The 17,615-nt window shown below is 72.1% G+C and carries 17 protein-coding genes; 11 read left to right on the top strand and 6 right to left on the bottom strand.

Annotation, left to right across the window (positions count from 1 at the left end; translation table 11 throughout):
- Window positions 1–130: 130 nt before the first annotated feature.
- Window positions 131–709 carry a SigE family RNA polymerase sigma factor gene (locus tag BM424_RS18035; RefSeq protein ID WP_425442027.1) on the top strand — a complete coding sequence of 193 codons (579 nt, stop codon included), beginning with the start codon at window positions 131–133 and terminating at the stop codon, window positions 707–709.
- A complete protein-coding gene (locus BM424_RS28915) occupies window positions 709–1,374 on the top strand; it encodes a hypothetical protein (protein ID WP_175548153.1) in 666 nt (221 codons plus the stop codon). The genes BM424_RS18035 and BM424_RS28915 overlap by 1 nt, the downstream gene beginning before the upstream one ends.
- A gap of 27 nt (window positions 1,375–1,401) precedes the next feature.
- Here the strand turns inward: BM424_RS28915 and BM424_RS18025 are convergent, their stop codons facing one another.
- From BM424_RS18025 to BM424_RS18015, 4 genes are all read right to left on the bottom strand, one after another.
- A complete protein-coding gene (locus BM424_RS18025; RefSeq protein ID WP_093419416.1) occupies window positions 1,402–1,962 on the bottom strand; it encodes a ferritin in 561 nt (186 codons plus the stop codon).
- A 100-nt stretch (window positions 1,963–2,062) separates the two neighbouring features.
- The gene (locus BM424_RS28910) at window positions 2,063–2,215 is read right to left on the bottom strand and encodes a hypothetical protein (protein ID WP_175548152.1); all 153 of its coding nucleotides are present in this window, start codon (window positions 2,213–2,215) and stop codon (window positions 2,063–2,065) included.
- Window positions 2,216–2,234: 19 nt separating this feature from the next.
- The gene (locus BM424_RS18020; protein WP_093419413.1) at window positions 2,235–3,455 is read right to left on the bottom strand and encodes an arginine deiminase; all 1,221 of its coding nucleotides are present in this window, start codon (window positions 3,453–3,455) and stop codon (window positions 2,235–2,237) included.
- 120 nt (window positions 3,456–3,575) lie between these two features.
- A complete protein-coding gene (locus BM424_RS18015; RefSeq protein WP_093419411.1) occupies window positions 3,576–4,385 on the bottom strand; it encodes a CPBP family intramembrane glutamic endopeptidase in 810 nt (269 codons plus the stop codon).
- A gap of 124 nt (window positions 4,386–4,509) precedes the next feature.
- On the opposite strand from BM424_RS18015, the gene BM424_RS18010 reads away from it, so the two are divergent.
- The gene (locus tag BM424_RS18010; RefSeq protein WP_139274095.1) at window positions 4,510–4,884 is read left to right on the top strand and encodes a hypothetical protein; all 375 of its coding nucleotides are present in this window, start codon (window positions 4,510–4,512) and stop codon (window positions 4,882–4,884) included.
- A gap of 89 nt (window positions 4,885–4,973) precedes the next feature.
- On the opposite strand, the gene BM424_RS18005 is transcribed toward BM424_RS18010, so the two are convergent.
- Complete coding sequence (locus BM424_RS18005; RefSeq protein WP_093419406.1) at window positions 4,974–5,756, bottom strand: DUF2470 domain-containing protein; 783 nt, start codon at window positions 5,754–5,756, stop codon at window positions 4,974–4,976.
- Between the two features lie 345 nt (window positions 5,757–6,101).
- On the opposite strand from BM424_RS18005, the gene BM424_RS18000 reads away from it, so the two are divergent.
- The 7 genes from BM424_RS18000 to BM424_RS17970 all read left to right on the top strand — a co-directional run bounded on the left by BM424_RS18000 (window position 6,102) and on the right by BM424_RS17970 (window position 16,047).
- A complete protein-coding gene (locus BM424_RS18000; protein ID WP_175548151.1) occupies window positions 6,102–6,983 on the top strand; it encodes a hypothetical protein in 882 nt (293 codons plus the stop codon).
- Window positions 6,980–8,185 (top strand): fumarylacetoacetate hydrolase family protein, encoded by a 1,206-nt coding sequence (locus BM424_RS17995; RefSeq protein WP_093419403.1) that lies wholly within the window; start codon window positions 6,980–6,982, stop codon window positions 8,183–8,185. The genes BM424_RS18000 and BM424_RS17995 overlap by 4 nt, the downstream gene beginning before the upstream one ends.
- A gap of 4 nt (window positions 8,186–8,189) precedes the next feature.
- Window positions 8,190–8,873, top strand: coding sequence for an IclR family transcriptional regulator (locus BM424_RS17990; RefSeq protein WP_093419401.1), 684 nt, complete (start codon window positions 8,190–8,192; stop codon window positions 8,871–8,873).
- Between the two features lie 171 nt (window positions 8,874–9,044).
- Entirely contained in the window at window positions 9,045–10,556 is a 1,512-nt protein-coding gene (locus BM424_RS17985) for a cytochrome ubiquinol oxidase subunit I (protein WP_093419398.1), read from the top strand.
- A gap of 21 nt (window positions 10,557–10,577) precedes the next feature.
- The gene (gene cydB, locus BM424_RS17980) at window positions 10,578–11,585 is read left to right on the top strand and encodes a cytochrome d ubiquinol oxidase subunit II (RefSeq protein ID WP_093419396.1); all 1,008 of its coding nucleotides are present in this window, start codon (window positions 10,578–10,580) and stop codon (window positions 11,583–11,585) included.
- A complete protein-coding gene (gene cydD, locus BM424_RS17975) occupies window positions 11,582–14,842 on the top strand; it encodes a thiol reductant ABC exporter subunit CydD (protein WP_245775940.1) in 3,261 nt (1,086 codons plus the stop codon). The genes cydB and cydD overlap by 4 nt, the downstream gene beginning before the upstream one ends.
- Window positions 14,843–14,898: 56 nt before the next feature.
- Window positions 14,899–16,047: a GAF domain-containing sensor histidine kinase gene (locus BM424_RS17970; RefSeq protein ID WP_093419393.1), complete on the top strand. Its 1,149-nt coding sequence runs from the start codon at window positions 14,899–14,901 to the stop codon at window positions 16,045–16,047.
- A 24-nt stretch (window positions 16,048–16,071) separates the two neighbouring features.
- Here the strand turns inward: BM424_RS17970 and BM424_RS17965 are convergent, their stop codons facing one another.
- Window positions 16,072–16,500 carry an Rv3235 family protein gene (locus BM424_RS17965; protein ID WP_245775939.1) on the bottom strand — a complete coding sequence of 143 codons (429 nt, stop codon included), beginning with the start codon at window positions 16,498–16,500 and terminating at the stop codon, window positions 16,072–16,074.
- A gap of 111 nt (window positions 16,501–16,611) precedes the next feature.
- On the opposite strand from BM424_RS17965, the gene BM424_RS17960 reads away from it, so the two are divergent.
- Complete coding sequence (locus BM424_RS17960; RefSeq protein ID WP_245775938.1) at window positions 16,612–16,995, top strand: HAD-IA family hydrolase; 384 nt, start codon at window positions 16,612–16,614, stop codon at window positions 16,993–16,995.
- The last annotated feature ends 620 nt before the right edge of the window (window positions 16,996–17,615 follow it).

Here is a 17,615-nt window from a genome sequence, read left to right as displayed (position 1 = left end):
AGCAAGGCGACCACAAACGAGCCTTCACGTTTTTCTGCTCCGTTCGGGTGATCTCGTTCTTGCGGGCAACGAAGTGGCGCGGCGGTGCGTATCCCTCCACAGTGGGACCCGGCGTCGAGGGGGTGGAGGGGTGACCGCGCACTCGCCTGCCGTGCCGGCCGCTGCCGAGGCGTCCGGGCTTCCTGTTGGGCAGGCGCGCCGGGGGGACATGGCTGCGACAGAAGACGACTTCGCCGACTTCGTCCGGGTGGCACTACCTGGGCTGATGCGGTACGGCCATGCCCTCACCGGCAACCCGCACGACGCGGCGGACCTGGTGCAGACCGTGCTGGAGAAGGTCGGCGCGCGCTGGAGCAAGATCAGCCGCACCACCGAGGACCCCACGGCCTACGTGCGCAAGGCGATGGCGAACGCGCACATCAGCCGCTGGCGCCGGACCCGCCGCGAGACGCTGCTGGCCGAGTTCCCGGACGTGCCCGCGGTGCCGCAGCACGACCGGTTGGAGAACGAGCCGGTGTGGCAGGCGCTGCGAGATCTCCCGCCGAGGCAACGCGCGGTGGTCGTGCTGCGTTACTACGAAGGTCTGTCCGAACTGGAGATCGCCGAGACCCTCGGCGTGAGCTGCGGAACGGTGAAGAGCCAGGCGAGCAAGGCTCTGTCGTCCTTGCGGAAGCGGCTCGGCGAGACCGTCGAGGGAGGTGACGTGTGATGGATCTGGACGACGAGCTGCAGCGCCTGCTGCGCGACGACCGGCTGGACGTCCCGGTCCGCACCGGCGCGGAGTGGTCGCTGGTGGCCGCCGCGCGTCGCCGCCGTCAGCGGAACTCGATGCTCGCCGCCACCGGCGTCGCGCTGGGGGCGGTGCTGCTGGTGGGCGGGGGAGTCGCGCTGGTCGGCAACGACCAGTCGCCGCTGTCGCCGTCGCGGCAGCCGGTGATCCAGCAGCCCGGCGGACCGCAGGTCCCGCCGCCGCTGCCGTCGACCGGCACGCTGGTGCCGCCGACCGGGCACCTCCCGCCGCCGTCGTCCCCGCCGGACACCCGCTGGCAGCAGACCTCGCCGCAGGAGCCGGAGCCGTCGATCAGCGAGAGCCACGACCCGTCGATCCTGCGCACCGCGCCGTCGCAGAGCGCCGACCCGGAGACCTCCCAGCAGCAGCCGGCTCCGGAGACCTCGCAGCAGCAACAGCCGGGACCGTCGGAGCAGCAGAGCCCGAGCAAGATGCAGGAACCGTCCGGCGAGGGACCGTCCGGTGGCGGTCCGTCCGGTGGGGGTTCCTCGGGCGGGGGTCCGTCGAGCGGGGGCTCGCCCGGCGGCGGGGGCTCCTCCGACGACGGTTCGCCCAGCGAACTGCAGATCACCCCGAGCGGCTGAGCCACCCGGGGTGATCGGAGCGGGACGTCAGAGCGCGCCGCCCGCGGCCTTGGGGGCCGTCGGGTCCGCGCCCTCGTCGCCCACCTGCTCGCGGGCGAGGTAGTTCTCGACGTCGAAGAGGTTGCCCTTGGAGCGGTCCACGACGTTGAGCAGGGTGGACATCGAGGCGACCTCCTCGACCTGCTCCTTGAGGAACCACTGCATGAACTGCTCGCCGATGTAGTCGCCCTCCTCGCGGGCGGTCTTGGCCAGCGTCTCGATCTCGCGGGTCACCTCGCGCTCCTGCTCCAGGGCGAGCGCGATCAGCTCCCGGGTCTCGGTGAAGTCGTTGCGGACCTGCTCGATGGCCGGGATCTGCGGCGTGATGCTGTTGTCCATGAGGTACTGGACGATCATCATCGCGTGGTTCCGCTCTTCCAGCGCCTGCTGGTAGAAGTGCGAGGCCAGCCGCGGCAGATCGTTGTCGTCGAACCAGACCGCGACCGCGATGTACTGCTGCGAGGCGGTGAACTCGTTCTTGACCTGTTCCTGCAGCAGGTGCTCGAACTTCGATTCCTTGTGCTGAATCTTCTTCGCGGTGACAGCCATGGGGCTCAATATAGTTTTGAACCAGTCCAATCACATTCAAGGCGAACCTAATTCTCGTATGGGTAACCTTAGTTCTCGGGGCCCTGGAGAAAGGTTTGCCTCAATTAATCAAGGTGAGCCACACCTTGCCATCGCCGCAGGTGGAAGCGCTGCTGCCGGGGAAAACGGGAACGGCGGCGAAGTCGTTCTCCGAAGCAACATATCGGGTTCCGCTTATGGGTGCCGCCGAAATTCTGCGGTTGTTCTCGATCACACCGGAATTGTTCGCCCGATCAGGTGGACGCGATTCGCGTGTCACCGAGCGGGGCCCGGCTGATCGGACACGACATGCACCGCGGACCGCCCCGCCCGGAACCCAGTTCCGAACCGCTGATCCGCAGCACCTCGATGCCCGCGTCCTCCAGCCGCGCGTTCGTCTCGGCGTTGCGCTCGTAGGCCACCACCGCGCCCGGGGCGACCGCGAGCGTGTTGTTGCCGTCCTCCCACTGCTCGCGCTCGGCCGTCACCGGGTCCAGGCCGGTGTCGATCACCCGCAGCCGGTCGATGCCCATCGCCTCGGCCGCCGCGTCCAGGAACGGCGCCGGCCCGGAGACGTCCAGCTCGCCGTCCTTCGGGCGCAGCGCGTAGGCGGTCAGCGAGTGCTGGACCGCCGGGTACATCACCACCGCGTCGCGGTCGACCATCGTGCACACGGTGTCCAGGTGCATCGACGCGCGCGCCTGCTCGATCGGCACCGCCAGCACGGTGTGCGCGAGGTCGTCGGCGAACATCGACCGCGCCAGCGACTCGGCGCCGGCCGGGGTGGTGCGCTCGCCGACGCCGATGGCGACCACACCGGGCGCCAGCAGCAGCACGTCGCCGCCCTCGACCGGCGCCGAGTGGGCGCCGTACGCGCGGGCCGCGTGCGAGAACCTCGGGTGGTAGGCGTAGATCAGGTCGGTGATCGCCGACTCGCGCCGCCGCGCGGGCATCGCCAGCGCCGCGATCGCCACCCGGTCGCCGATCCAGACCGACGAGTCGCGGGTGAACAGCAGGTTCGGCAGCGGCTCGACGGCGAAGTCGTGCGGCCGGTGCATCCGGCGCACCAGCGAGCGGCCCTCCGCCTCCGGCAGCTCCTCGAAGGTCATGCCGCCGATGAGCACCTCGGCCAGCGTCGCGTCGGTGACGCCCGACAGGTGCGAGCGCAGCGTGTCGGCGACGTCCGCGCCGAGCTTGAGCTCGTCGACGCCGGTGTGCACCGCGGCGGCCCGCGCGCGGGCGTCGGCGAGCGCCTCGGTGAGCAGGTCGCGCAGCAGCAGCACCTCGACGCCGCGTCCGCGCAGCACCTCGGCGAAGGCGTCGTGCTCCTCCTGCGCCCGGTCGACCCAGGGGATCGCGTCGAACAGCAGCTGGTCGTTGTTGCGCGGGGTGAGGCGCTTGAGTTCGGAACCGGGGCGGTGCAGCACCACCGAGTTGAGCGGTCCGACCTCGCTCTGGACGTGCGGTCGAGTCACAACCGCAGAGCCTAGTCGGGGCGAACGTAATCGTCGCTGATCACGCGCGATTTCGATGGATCATTAACTTTCCCGGGACCTGAACCGGCGATGCGTTGCGCGCGGTGCCGGAATCCAAGATCACGGCAGCCAGCCGACGTGACCCCGCAGCGCCGCGTAGCCGACGAACGCGACGACGTCGATCAGCGTGTGCCCGACGACCAGCGGCACCAGCCGGTTGGTGCGCTGCCAGATCCGGCCGTAGACCAGGCCCATCACCACGTTGCCGACGAACCCGCCGAAGCCCTGGTACAGGTGGTAGCTGCCGCGCAGCACCGCCGCCAGCCACAGCGCGCGGTTCTCGCCCCAGCCGAGCTGCCGCAGCCGGGTCAGCACGTAGCCGACGACCAGGACCTCCTCGGCGAAGGCGTTGCCGAACGCCGACAGCACCAGCACCGGCACCCGCCACCACGCGTCGGTCAGCGTCGAGGGCTGCACGGTCAGGCTCAGGCCCAGCGCGTGCGCCAGCAGGTACAGGCCCAGCCCGGGAATCCCGATCAGCGCGGCCAGTCCCGCCCCGCGCAGCGCGTCGTCGCCCAGCCGCGTCCGGTCCAGGCCGATCCGCCACAGCGCCATCCCGCCGCGCCACAGCAGGAACGCCCCCAGCGCGCCCCACGAGACCAGCCGCAGCACGTTGACCAGCTGCGCCAGCAGGTCGAGCAGCCCGAGGTCGGCCTGCGGCTGGTTGATCGCGACCTGCTGCTGCGCCAGCGGCGTCGGCTGGAGCAGCGCGTCGAGCAGCGAGATCAGGCTCTGCAGCCCCGACATCCCCAGCGTGACCGCGAAGACGACGAGCAGTTCGATACCGATCGCCTTGCGCTCCGCCGAATCGGTGAACTCCTGGGGCTCATCGGGGCGTGTAGGGCTCAGCCAGGCGCGCAGGATGCTCACCGGACGCACCGTACCCGCAGCGGTGCCGTCACCGGATGCCCGTCGCGACTGGATCCGGAGAGAGGGGGAACCGCTGAGGGCTCCCGCTCCGTCGCATGAGTGCCGCCGACGCGAGAGGGTGCGCGTGGACGTTTACGTGTGGGGAACGCAGGAAGCCGAGCCGCTGGCCGAGAACCTGCCCGCGCTGGCGATGCGCGTGCTGCGGGAGGTGCGCGACTTCGACTCGATCAACAGCGCGCTGGGGGCCACGGACTTCTTCGGCATCCGCGACGGGCTCCTGGTGGAGTTGCAGTACGCGGAGCCGGGCGGTCTGCAGGTCCGCTTCTCCGACGGTCTGACCGAGGGTCAGGCGTGGCGGGTGGCGCATGCCTTCCTGTGGCTGGTGACCCGGCAGCAGCAGGTCGCCGAGGCGGTCCTCGTGGGGGAGGACGGCTCGCTGCGCTTCCGCCACGGCCGCATCACCCGCGCGGCGACCTGGTTCTCCGACGAACTCACCTGACCCGGGACAGTTTTCATGAAAACTTCCCCACCTCGGGATGGGGGGTTCGGTGGTGGGGACAGTTTTCATGAAAACTGTCACCGATCTCGTCAGGAGCCGTTGCGCTGCTGGGCGAGGAAGGGGCACCCGACGAGGCGGCGGAGTTCGAAGCCCAGGCGCTCGGTGGTGTCGGCCGGGCGGGAGAAGCCCAGCCGGACGTCGTGGTCGCCGTCGGAGGACTCCACGCGCAGCCGCAGGCCGTAGCGGTCCAGGCCGAGCGGGCGGATGTGGCCGCCGCGCAGCTGCTCCGGCAGGTGCCGGGAGAGCAGCCCGACGACGTCGCGGTGCGAGAGCTCCAGGTGCCGCAGCCAGTCGTCCTCGAAGGTGCAGAACGGGTCGGGCGTGGCCGCCTGGAACTCGGTCGCGTCCACCGAGTCGGTGCCCTCGGCGTCGGCGAGCACGATCGAGGCGGACTCCAGCCGCAGCACGCTCGCGCCGTGCCCGGCGTCGAGCAGCCGCGGGTCGGGCCGGTCGTCGACGATGGACAGCACCTCGTGGTGCGCCTCCTCGGCGCTGAGCAGCCGGAGCCAGCCGGTCAGCCACAGCAGGCCGCGGACGGGTTCGCGCAGCCGCACCGGGGTCGGGTCGGCGACCTCCAGCACCGCCGCGAGCTCGCCGCGCGGGGCGTGCCAGCCGGCCGCGACCAGCGGGTGGTCGTCGGCGAGCAGCACGGTCGCGGTCCCGTCCGGGTGCACGTGGTGCAGCAAGGGGGCGACGCGGGCCGACACCTCGCCGGACGGCAGCAGTGCCGCCTTCCCGCCGCGCTTGGCAATGCTCCTGGCTCGCTCCGCCGCGCTCGGCCGGGCCGGCTTGCGGATCGTCTGCTCGCCCACCTGCTCACCTCCAACTTAGGCAAGCCTAACTTAAGCTGAAGCGCGGGAAAAGCCCCCGTCCCGGTGAGCGGATCACGGAATCGCGGATCTCGAACGCGCTGCGGGACTCCCCGCCGACCCCTTACTACCAGGTGCGACGTGGCCGTGGGGAGCCGACCGGACCAGTGAGCGCAGGTCCGAGCGGGTGGTCATCCGGACGAATCCACCCGGGTGGTGGGTGAGCCGACTACGCAGAGGTGCATGATGGCCGCCAAACTCGTCCCAGGGAGGCGCATATGACCCGGTCAGACGTCCGTTTATCGGGCATCTTTGTTCACTCGGCGCAACGGCACTAGCGTGTCCACCGTGTCAAGCGCTGTTGAGCTTCGCGCGCCAGGTCCGCGCGGCATCCCGCCCCTGTTCGCCCGACTGGTCGATGACGCCGCGCTCTTCCCACCCGGAAACCGCAACGAGGTGGCCACCCCGGTACCGCAGGCGGTCGCCGACCACCTGGACGCGCGGGCCGGTGAGTTCGCCGGCCTGCTCGGGCCGATGCTGTGCCAGGCGTCCCGGCTCGCCGAGCTGATCACCGAGCTGGCCAAGGCCAAGCCGTCCTCGCCGATCCCGCTGTCGCTGGTGTGCGACACCGGCCTGGGCGGCGTGCCCAAGGCCTTGTCGATCATCGAGGGCAGGCAGGAGCTGCTCGCGCTGCGGATGGTCGAGATGCCCGCGCCGTCGGACGTCGACGACATCTGGCTGGAGCGCGTCTCGGAGTTCGTGCCCGAGGACATCACCCGCGTCGTCGAGCCCCGCCGCGGCGGCGAGGGCTGGCTGGACGGCATCCGCCGCGTCGCCGAGCACGGCTGCTGGCCCAAGCTGCGCACCGGCGGCCAGACCGCCGTGGCCGTGCCCACCGTCGACGAGGTCGCCGAGTTCCTCGCCGTCGCCGGATCGCTGGACGTCCCGTTCAAGGCCACCACCGGCCTCAACGCCGCCGTCCGGGGCGAAGACCCGGAAACGGGATTCACCCATCACGGTTTCCTCAACCTGCTCGTCGCGACCGCGCGCTCCCTTTCCGGCAAGGATGTGCGGGCGGCGCTGGAAAGCACCGACGGCGCCGCGCTGGCCGAGGAGGCCCGCTCGCTGTCCGACGACGCGGCCAACGCGGTGCGCGACGTCTTCGCCTCGTACGGCTCGTGCTCGCTGAAGGACCCCGTCGCCGAACTGGAAGGATTGGGGTTGCTTTGAGCTGGATCGAGGACGCGGAGTTCGCCCCGGACAAACCGTTCGGCCCGCAGACCCTCCCGTACGGCGTGCTCGTCACCGGCACCGGTCCGGTGGTCGCGGTGCGCGTCGGGCGGCACGCCCTGCCGCTGCGGGGCATCTCCGGTGAACTCGGTCCTCGACTGGCCGACCTGGTCTCCGGCGACTCCCTCGACCCGCTGCTGGCGGCGGGCCGGGAGATCTGGAGCGAGCTGCGGGAACGGCTCGTCGGCATCGTGACCGCCGAGCGCGCCCCGGCCGGTGCCGAGCTGGTGCGCACCGACTGGCACACGCTGTCGATGCCGTTCACCGTCGGCGACTACGTCGACTTCTTCGCCTCCCGGCACCACGCCGAGAACGCCGGGCGCATCCTCAGCCGGGGCGCGGCGCCGCTGCCGGAGAACTGGACGCACCTGCCGGTCGGCTACCACGGGCGCGCCGGGACGGTGCGCGTGTCCGGCACCGACGTCCACCGGCCCAGCGGGCAGCGCAAGGCCAGCGGCGACGCGCACCCGGCGTTCGGCCCCACCCGGCGGCTCGACTTCGAGGCCGAGGTCGGGTTCGTCTGCGGCGGCGAGGCCGCGTCGCGCATCCCCACCTCGGAGTTCGCCGATCACGTCTTCGGCGTCGCGCTGGTCAACGACTGGTCGGCCCGCGACGTGCAGGCCTGGGAGTCCAAGCCGCTCGGCCCGTTCCTGGCGAAGTCCTTCGCGACCTCGATCTCCGGCTGGATCACCCCGCTGGAGGCCTTCGAGCACGCGCGCGTGCCCGCCCCTCCGCCGGAGCACCCGCTGCAGCAGTACCTGGTGGAGACCGAGCCGTGGGGCCTGGACCTGCGGCTGGAGGTGCGCTGCAACGAGACGACGCTGGCGCACCCGCGCTTCGCCGACATGTACTGGACGCCCGCGCAGCAGCTCGCGCACATGACCGTCGGCGGCGCCCCGGCGCGGCCCGGCGACCTGTTCGCCTCCGGCACCGTGTCCGGGCCCGAGCGCGAGCAGCGCGGCTGCCTGCTGGAGCTGACCTGGGGCGGATCGGACCCGATCACGCTGTCCGACGGCGAGCAGCGGACCTTCCTCCAGGACGGCGACCGGGTGACACTGAGCGGAAGCGCGCCGGGTCCCGGCGGCTCGATCGTGGGGCTCGGCGAGGTGACCGGCACGGTGCTCGCGGCGGCTCGGAGGTGACGCGATGGCCCAACCCGATCCGACGCACGTCCCGCGCCTGGCGCACGAGGTGCCCGCGGGCACCAAGGAGAGCTCGCTGACCCTGGAGCGCGGGTTGAGCCTGCTCCAGGCGGTGGCCGACGCGGAGAGCGAGGCGCCGACGATCAGCGACCTGGCCGCGCGCATCGGCGTGAGCCGCGCCGCCGTGTACCGGCTGCTCGGGCCGCTGCAGAGCCGCGGGCTGGTGCGGCGCGAAGGGTCTCGGGTCAGGTTGGGGCTGGGCGTGCTGTGGCTGGCCGGACGGGTCCTGCCGCAGCTGCGGGTCGCCTGCACGCCCGCGCTGCGCGCGCTCGCCGAGAAGGTCGGCGCGACCGCGCACCTCACCGTCGCCGACGGCAGCGAGGCGCAGGCCGTGGCCGTCGTCGAACCGTCCTGGACCAGCTACCACGTGTCCTACCGGGTGGGCACCCGTCACCCCATCCAGCGCGGCGCCGCCGGGCGGGCGGTGGACCTGCCCGCGGGCGCGCCCCGGTGGATCTCCAGCAGCGGTGACCTGCAGCAGGGCGCCTTCGGGGTGGCCGCGCCGGTGCGCGGCGTGCCCGGGCTGCGCGCCAGCGTCGGCGTCGTGGCGCTGCAGCCGCTCGTGGCCGACGAGATCGGGCCGATGGTGGTCGAGACGGCGGAGGCGGTCGCCGAAGCGCTCCGGTGACGGTCCGCTTCGGGCCCGACACCTGAACGTTCGGGTGTTTCGTCCCCCGTGGGCGTCGAGGTCGCGCTGCGTGGATGAGGACCTAGGTCCCGCTGAGATCGGGACGCTCGACCGGGCGATTGGGGGCCCTTGCCTCTGCGCCCGCACGCGTGCGCGCGGCAGTGTGGGGGCGTGGATCTGCTCGACATCGCGCGCTGGCAGTTCGGGATCACGACCGTCTACCACTTCCTGATGGTGCCGCTGACCATCGGACTGGCGATCCTGGTCGCCGGGATGCAGACGGCCTGGTACCGCACCGGGAACCGCCGATACCTGAAGATGACCAAGTTCTGGGGCAAGTTGATGCTGATCAACTTCGCCATGGGGGTGGTCACCGGGATCGTGCAGGAGTTCCAGTTCGGCATGGCCTGGAGCTCCTACTCGCGCTTCGTCGGGGACGTCTTCGGCGCTCCGCTGGCGATGGAGGGCCTGCTGGCCTTCTTCGTCGAGTCGACCTTCCTCGGCCTGTGGATCTTCGGCTGGGACCGGCTGTCCAAGGGCGTCCACCTCGCCTGCGCCTGGGCGTTCTCGCTGGCCACCGTGCTCTCCGCGTACTTCATCCTGGCCGCCAACTCCTGGATGCAGCACCCCGTCGGCATCCGGCTCGTCGACGGCAAGCCCGAGCTGATCTCGATCTGGGCGGTGCTGACCAACTCCACCGTCCTGGCGGCCTTCCCGCACACCATCTTCGGCTGCTTCGCCGTCGCCGGCGGCTTCCTCATCGGCATCGCCGCCTGGCAGATCGTGCGGCAGCGCAAGCAGGCCGACAGCGCGGGCCAACCCGTTGACGAGGAGGACCGGCGCGCCTGGCACGGGTCGATGCGGCTCGGCGCCTGGGTCGCCGTCATCGCCTTCGCCGGGCTGGCGATCACCGGCGACGTGCAGGGCAAGCTGATGTTCGACCAGCAGCCGATGAAGATGGCCTCCGCCGAAGCGCTGTGCCACAGCGAGGCGCCCGCCAGCTTCTCGATCTTCGCGGTCGGCGACGTCAGCCGCCCCAACTGCGAGGACGTCAAGAGCCTGACCGTGCCCTACATCCTGTCCTACCTGGCCGAAGGGGACTTCACCAGCGAGGTCGACGGGGTCAACGAGCTCATCCCGAAGTACCAGGCCGCGTACGGCACGCACTACCCCGACGACCCGCGGCTCGGCGCGTTCGCCGGACAGCCGATCGACTACCAGCCGCTGCTGCCGGTGACCTACTGGGGATTCCGGTTCATGATCGGCTTCGGCGGGCTGGCCGCGCTCGGCGGCGTGGCCGTGCTGTGGCTGACCCGCAAGCAGCGCTTCCCCAGCGGCAAGGGCTGGGCGCCGCTGGCGCTGCTGGGCATCGGGGCGCCGTTCGGCGGCAACATCGCCGGGTGGGTGTTCACCGAGATGGGCCGCCAGCCGTTCGTCGTCGCGCCCAACCCCAACCCGTCCGGTGTGGACGGCGTGTACATGTACACCGCCTCCGCCGTGTCCTCCGGCGTGACGCCCGGCGAGATGCTGACCTCGGTGATCAGCCTGACCGCGCTCTACGGGGTGCTGCTGGTCGTGGAGATCTTCCTGATGATCCGCTACTCGCGCGGCGGGTTCGACGCCGTGATGCCACCGGAGAAGCACGAGGGCGAATCCGACGACGCCCTGTCCTTCGCCTACTGACCGTCCTGCTGAGAGGCCGAGATGGACCTGCCCACCTTCTGGTTCCTCGTGATCGCCCTGCTGTGGCTGGGCTACCTGTTCCTCGAGGGATTCGACTTCGGCGTCGGGATGCTGCTGCCGATCCTCGGGCGCGACAACACGCAGCGCCGCGTCCTGATCAACACCATCGGACCGGTGTGGGACGGCAACGAGGTCTGGCTGATCGTCGCCGGCGGCGCCACCTTCGCCGCCTTCCCCGGCTGGTACGCCTCGCTGTTCTCCACCGCCTACCTGCCGCTGCTGGTGCTGCTGCTCGTGCTGATCGGGCGCGGGGTCGCCTTCGAGTACCGCGGCAAGGTCGACGGCGAGCGGTGGCGGCGCGCGTGGGACGCGGTGATCGTGCTGGCGTCCTGGATCGCGCCCGCGATGGTCGGGCTGGTGCTGTCGGCCAACGTCTTCGGGCTGCCGCTGGACGCCAACGGCGACCGGGTCGGCGGCTGGTGGACGATCTTCAGCGTGCCCAGCGTCGTCGGCGCCCTCGCCGTGGTCACCTTCTCGATGCTGCACGGCGCCGTGTTCCTCGCGCTCAAGACCGAGGGCGAGATGCGGGCGCGGGCCCGCCGGTTCGCGCTGCGCGCCGGGCTGCCGCTGCTGCTGCCGGTGGTCGCGCTGGTGCTGCTCGCCCAGCTCCGCGAAGGCTCCGCCTGGACCTGGATCCCGCTGGTCATCGCGCTGGTCGCCGGACTGCTCGGGCTCGCCAGGGTCGCCGCGGACCGGGAGGGCCAGGCGTTCTTCCTGCAGGGCGTGGCGCTCACCGGCGTGGTGGTGACGCTGTTCGGCTCGCTGTGGCCGAACGTCATCCCGTCCACACTGGACCCGGCCTTCTCGCTGTCCGTCGAGGACACCGCCGCCAGCGACTACCCGCTGATGGTCATGACCTGGGTGGCCGCGTTCGGCACTCCGGCCGTGCTGATCTACCAGGGCTGGACCTACTGGGTGTTCCGCAAGCGCATCGGCACCCAGCACATCCCGCCGGTGCACGCCCCGTGAGCGGCCCGCTCGGCGCCCTGCCCCGGCTGTCCCGGTCGGCGCGGCGCGCGCTGCTCGTCGGCGGACTGCTCGCCACCGGCAACGCCGTCGCGCTCATCGCCCAGGCCTGGGCGATCGGCAGCGCGCTCGCCGACGTCGTGGTGCGCGGCGTGCCCGCCACCGAGATCGGCGACCGGCTGGTCGTGCTGGCCGTCGCCGTCCTCGCCCGCGCCGCGCTCGGCTGGGCCACCGAAGCGGTCTCCGCCCGCGCCGCCGCGGGAGCCAAGGAGGAGCTGCGCGCCCTGCTGCTCGACTCCGCTCTGCGGCGCGGACCCGAGTGGATCGGCAAGCGCGGTCCCGCCGAGCTCACCGCCCTGGCCACCCGGGGCCTCGACGCGCTCGACGCCTACTTCACCAAGTACCTGCCCGCGCTGGTCACCGCCGCGATCGTGCCCGCGCTCGTCGGCGCCTGGATCCTCTGGTCGGACTGGGTGTCGGCGCTGGTCGTGGTGCTGACCGTGCCGCTGATCCCGCTGTTCGCGTGGCTCGTCGGCCGCTACACCGAGCAGCGCACCGCCCGCGCCACCGACGCCGAGCACCGGTTGTCGGCCCGGCTGCTGGAGCTGATCCGCGCACTGCCGGTGCTCACCGCGTTCGGCCGCGCCCGGGCCCAGCGCGCGGTCGTCCGCGAGGTCGGCGAGCAGCACCGCCGCAGCACCGTCGCCACGCTGCGGATCGCGTTCCTGTCCGCGCTGGTGCTGGAGCTGTTCTCGTCGCTGTCGGTGGCGATGGTCGCCGTCGGCATCGGGCTGCGCCTCGTCTCCGGCGACCTCGACCTGGCGACCGGGCTGCTGGTGCTGGTCCTGGCCCCGGAGTGCTACCTGCCGCTGCGCGCGGTCGGCGCCGCGCACCACGCCAGCGAGGACGGCGTCGAGGCGGTCCGCCGGGTCGACGAGATCGTGTCCGCACCCGAACCGGCCGGGTTCGCGATCACCGGCAACCCCGACGACGAGCCCGGCGTGCTGCGGGTGTCCGGGCTGCGGGTCCGGCGGCGCGACGCGTTCGTGCCGGACGGGCTGAGCTTCACCGCCCGGCCCGGAACCGTGCTGCGCCTCGCCGCCGGCGACGTCGGGTCCGGCGACATCGGGCCGAGCGGCAGCGGCAAGTCCACCGCGCTGGCCGTGCTGCTCGGCTTCACCCACCCCGACTCCGGCACCGTGACCTGCGGCGGGGCCACGCCCACCGTCGAGGAGTGGCGGCGCCGGGTCGCCTGGGTGCCGCAGCGCCCCACGTTCACCGGCGGCACGGTCCGCGACGAGCTGCTGGTCGCCACCGCGGACCAGCCCGACCTCGCCCACCACCTCGACGACGCGCTGGCCGAGGCCGCCGCCGGACACCTCGCGGACCGCCGCATCGACGAGCTGTCCGCGGGCGAGCGGCAGCGCGTCGCCGTCGCCCGCGCCCTGCTGCGACTCCGCGGCGAGGCCGCGTTCCTGCTGCTCGACGAACCCACCGCGCACCTCGACGCCGCGAGCGCCCGGCACGTCGACGCCGCCATCGACCGCGCCGCCCGGCGCGGCGCGACCGTCGTGCTGGCCAGCCACCGGACCACCTCCGCGGACACCGGAACCGACGCGCCCGCACCGGTCGTCGAGGCGCCCGCCGGAGCGGAGCGCGCCGCGCGCGGCCGGCTGCGCGACCTGATCGGAGCCCGGACGCTCGCCGGTGCCGCGCTCGGCGCGCTGTCGCTGCTGTCCGGGCTCGCCCTCGCCGCCACCTCCGCCTGGCTGATCGCCCGCGCCTCCCAGCAGCCGCCGATCCTGACGCTGTCCGTGGCCGTCGTCGGGGTCCGCACCTTCGCGCTCTCGCGTGCCGCGCTGCGCTACCTGGAACGCCTCGTCACCCACGACGCCGCCTTCCGAACCGCAGGTGACCTGCGCGAACGGCTGTGGGCCGCGCTGGTCCGGCTCGGTCCGGTCCGCACCGCCGGACTGCGGCGCGGCGAAGGCGTCGCCCGGCTCGTCGACGACGTCGACGAGGTGCGGGACCAGATCCCGCGCGTCGTCCTCCCTCCGCTGATCGCGTTCGTCGTGCTCGTCGCCGCCGTGGTCGTGCAGGCACTGGTGCTGCCCGAAGCCGGACTCGTCCTCGGACTCGCCCTGGCCGCGGCGAGCGTGGCCACCCCGGCCGTCGCGGTGCTCGCCGAGCAGCGCGCCAGCGCCGCCGTCGCCGACGGCCGCCGCGCCGTGGCCGCCCGCGTGCTCGCGCTGCTCGACGGCGCCGCCGAACTGCTCGCCTTCGGCGCGCACACCGGGCGCCGCGCCGAGCTCGCCGAGGCCGACGCGCGGCTCGCCGCCCGCGCCCGCCGCGCCGCCTTCGGCACCGGCGCCGCGACCGCCGTGCACACGCTGCTGATCGGCGCCGCCGTGCTCGGCAGCGTCCCTCTCGCCGCGACCGCCGTCGCCGACGGCCGGCTGGCGCCCGAACTCGCGCCGCTGCTCGCGCTCGTCCCGCTCGCCGCCGCCGAGGCCGTGTCGCTGCTGCCGCCGGCCGCGCAGCAGTGGCGCACCCTGCGCGCCGCCCACGACCGGCTCGCGCCGCTGCTCGACGCCCCGGAACCCGAGCGGCGCCCGGCCGGGACCGACGGCGAGATCGACCTGGCCGGTGCCGACATCGCCTGGCCCGGCGGCCCGGTGGTGCTGTCCGGCGTCGACCTGCACGTGCCCGCCGGGTCGCACGTGGCCGTCGTCGGCCCCTCGGGCGCGGGCAAGTCGACGCTGCTCGCGCTGCTGCTCGGATTCGTGCCCGCCGCGCGCGGTCTCGCCCGGGTGCCCGGCCGCGTGGCCTGGTGCCCGCAGGACCCGCAGCTGGTCACCACCACCGTCCGCGAGAACCTCCGGCTCGCCGCGCCCCGCGCCAGCGACGCCGAGCTCACCGACGCGCTCGACACCGCCGGACTGCCCGGCTGGGACCTCGACACCCCGGTCGGCAGCGGCGGAACCGAGCTCTCCGGCGGCGAGGCCCAGCGGCTCGCGCTCGCCCGCGCGCTGCTCTCCGACGCCGACCTGGTGCTGCTCGACGAGCCCACCGCGCACCTCGACGCCGAGACCGCGGACGCGCTGCTGCACCGGCTCCGCGACCGGCTCGCCGGCCGCACCGTCGTGCACGTGACGCACCGGATCACCGAGACCGCGGGCAGCGACCTCGTGATCCGCGTGGACGGCGGCCGGGTCGATGGGGGACGGGTCCGCACCGCGACCACGGCGGATGTGTCATGAAGCGCACGAGCAACTCCCTTCATCGCGTGCACGGGCGCTATAGCCTCGAAAGCGTCATGGATTCCACCCTCGCCAGGCGGATGCTCACCGCGTCCACCGAGATCACCAGGGTGGCGCTGTCCGCGGAGGATCCCGAGGCGGTGCTGCCGCTGGTCGTCCGCCGCGCCGCGGAACTCGCCGAAGCCGACCTCGGCGTGGTCACCGTCCGCTCCGACGACGGGCGGCTCACCGTCGAAGCCGCCTACGGCGCCCCGAGCGCGACCGGCCCGCTCGCCGATCCCGTCGGAACCGTGCTCTCCTCCCGTTCCGCCGCGGCCCGCGTCGCGCGCAGCGGCGTTCCCGTGGTGGTCGACGACCTGATCGACGACCCGCTGACCGCGCCGTACGTGCCCGCGTCGCTGCGGGTGTACGGCCCGTTCGCGGTCGCCCCGTTCGGCACCCGCGAGCGGCGCCTCGGCGCCCTCGCCGTCTACCGGCGACGCGGGGCGTCGACCTTCAACCGCGTCGCGGTCGACGTGCTCACCTCCTTCGCAGCCCAGGCCGGGCTCGCGCTCGTGCTGGCCGAGGGCTCCACCGCCCGGCAGCGGATCGCCGTCTACCAGGAGCGCGAGCGCATCGCCCGCGACCTGCACGACGTGATCGTGCAACGGCTCTACGCGGCGGGCGTGCAGCTGGACGTGCTGCAGCGCCGCGTCGAGGGCAGCCTCGACCCCGCCGACGCCGACCGGCTGGCCGAGACCGTCGAGCAGATCGACCAGGCCATCGCCGAGGTCCGCGCGACCGCCCGCACGCTGCGCTCAGCCGACCCCGAGACGCCCACCCAGGCACCCGCGCTCGACGACTCGATCCGCTCCGAGGTGCAGATCGCCGGCGAGCTGCTCGGCAGGCCGCCGAAGCTGGAGATCGACGGCGACCTCACCGACGTCCCGGTCCCGGTGGCCGACCACGCGCGAGCGGCGCTGCGCGAAGCGCTGTCCAACGTGGTCCGGCACTCCGGAGCCCGCACCGTCCTGGTCCGGGTCCGGCGATCGGAGTCCGGGCTGCGGCTGCAGGTCGTCGACGACGGCTGCGGCATCCCGCGCGACGTGAGCAAGCGCGGTCTCCGCAACCTCGAAGAACGCGCCGCCGCGGCCGGCGGGCGGTGCACCCTGGCCTCCTCCCCGGACAGCGGCACGACCGTCACCTGGGAAGTCCCGCTGGTCTAGAAGGGCCCGGCTAGAAGGCCCCGGTTAGAAAGCACCGCGCTCGATCGGCGCCAGCCGGGTGCAGACCCAGCGCTGCGCCTGCCGCTCGATGCGCAGCACCAGGGCGCGGAACCGGTGGGCTCCGACGATCAGGCAGGCCTCCACCACGGAGTCGTCGACCGCGCACGCGTGCACCGAGTGCAGCCGGTAGTCCGGGTGGTGAGCGCCGTGCAGCCGGACGCCGATCAGGTTCCCGAAGACGGTGGCCGTCAGCGATTCGCGCACCCGGTCCGGGCGCGTGCGCCCGGCCAGCACGTCGAAGACCTGTCTGCCAATCAGCGAGGCCACCGCCACGGCGCTGCGGTGAGCCGCGGGCCGGACTCGCGGTGGCTCGGCGCGAGGCCCGGTCGTCGGGGCCGGGGGCGGAAAGGTGGTGCGGGGTTGCAGAGCGGTGCCGCTCTGGATCGCGGTCATGGGTCCTCCTCGGTCGTTGATTCCTCCCTCGACGTGAAAGAGGCGCGAGACCCCTGAATCCGGTCACTTTTCGGCCGGTACCACCCGATCGTGTGCCTTACGGTGCTCAACGTGGATCTGCGCGGACTGCTTCTCGACTACGCCGGCGTGCTCGACGAACCCGGGATGGGCGCGGTCGCCCGCGCGCTCCGGGCCACCGGGGTGCGCGTCGCCGTCGTCTCCAACGCCGACCGGCTGCCCGAACCCGCGTTGGCGGAGGGCTTCGATTCGGTCGTGCTCTCCGGAGCCGTCGGATTCGCCAAGCCCGATGCCGAGATCTACCGGCTCGCCGCGCGGCGGCTCGGGCTCGAACCGGGGGAGTGCGTCTTCGTCGACGATCTCCGGCGCAACGTCGATGGCGCGGTCGCGACGGGAATGGTCGGGATCCACCACTCCGACCGCGATTCCACTACCGTGGAGCTGGAAGCGCTCTTCGAGGCCCACCTAGACCTCTGACCTGGGGTTTCACCCTTAAAGGGGGGGTGGTGTTCAGGGGGTTTTGGGGTGTGCGTAAAGTATTCCATGTCAGCGCGACACGGGCCGGGAAAAACCGGGCCGGGCCTGACGGGGCCCCGAGAACCTCGCTTAAACCTTCGGGTGGTAGCGTGTTCGGAGCCCGAGAAAAACGGGTAAGACCTTTTGATAATGTGAATACTGCTTGAGCGGTTGATTCGCTTGATGTTGGTGAGTACGGGACTTGCTTGAAGGTCACGGAAAAGCAACGGCCGAGATTGAGACCCCCGGTTTGACCGAGGAAATCAGGATGGTCTAAAGTAGGAATCACCGCGAGAGCGGGAATCACCGAAGAAATGACTCCCCGGAGTGGGCGGGCTTGAGGGCCTGTGGCGATGGTGTGGGTGTGTTCTTTGAGAACTCAACAGTGGACTGTTTTGGTTAGTGTTCTTTTATGCCCCTAACCAACTGGGCACGAGTGATCGTGTCTTGGTGGTTGGTGGTTTCTTTGAGTATCACGCTCCGACCTTTGGGTTGTTGAGTGTGTGCTGGGATTGTTTCAACAAGGCATTGTTGGAGAGTTTGATCCTGGCTCAGGACGAACGCTGGCGGCGTGCTTAACA

Source organism: Saccharopolyspora flava (genome assembly GCF_900116135.1).
GTDB lineage: Bacteria > Actinomycetota > Actinomycetes > Mycobacteriales > Pseudonocardiaceae > Saccharopolyspora > Saccharopolyspora flava.
The sequence above is the reverse complement of the archived record's forward strand: the minus strand, read 5'-3'. Positions and strand labels throughout refer to the sequence as shown.

Coding starts and splice junctions, on each gene's coding strand:
- BM424_RS28915 (WP_175548153.1), top strand. CDS start 709: ATGGATCTGGACGACGAGCTGCAGCGCCTGCTGCGCGACGACCGGCTG.
- BM424_RS18025 (WP_093419416.1), bottom strand. CDS start 1,962: ATGGCTGTCACCGCGAAGAAGATTCAGCACAAGGAATCGAAGTTCGAG.
- BM424_RS17990 (WP_093419401.1), top strand. CDS start 8,190: ATGGCCCAACCCGATCCGACGCACGTCCCGCGCCTGGCGCACGAGGTG.
- cydB (WP_093419396.1), top strand. CDS start 10,578: ATGGACCTGCCCACCTTCTGGTTCCTCGTGATCGCCCTGCTGTGGCTG.
- BM424_RS17970 (WP_093419393.1), top strand. CDS start 14,899: ATGGATTCCACCCTCGCCAGGCGGATGCTCACCGCGTCCACCGAGATC.
- BM424_RS17965 (WP_245775939.1), bottom strand. CDS start 16,500: ATGACCGCGATCCAGAGCGGCACCGCTCTGCAACCCCGCACCACCTTT.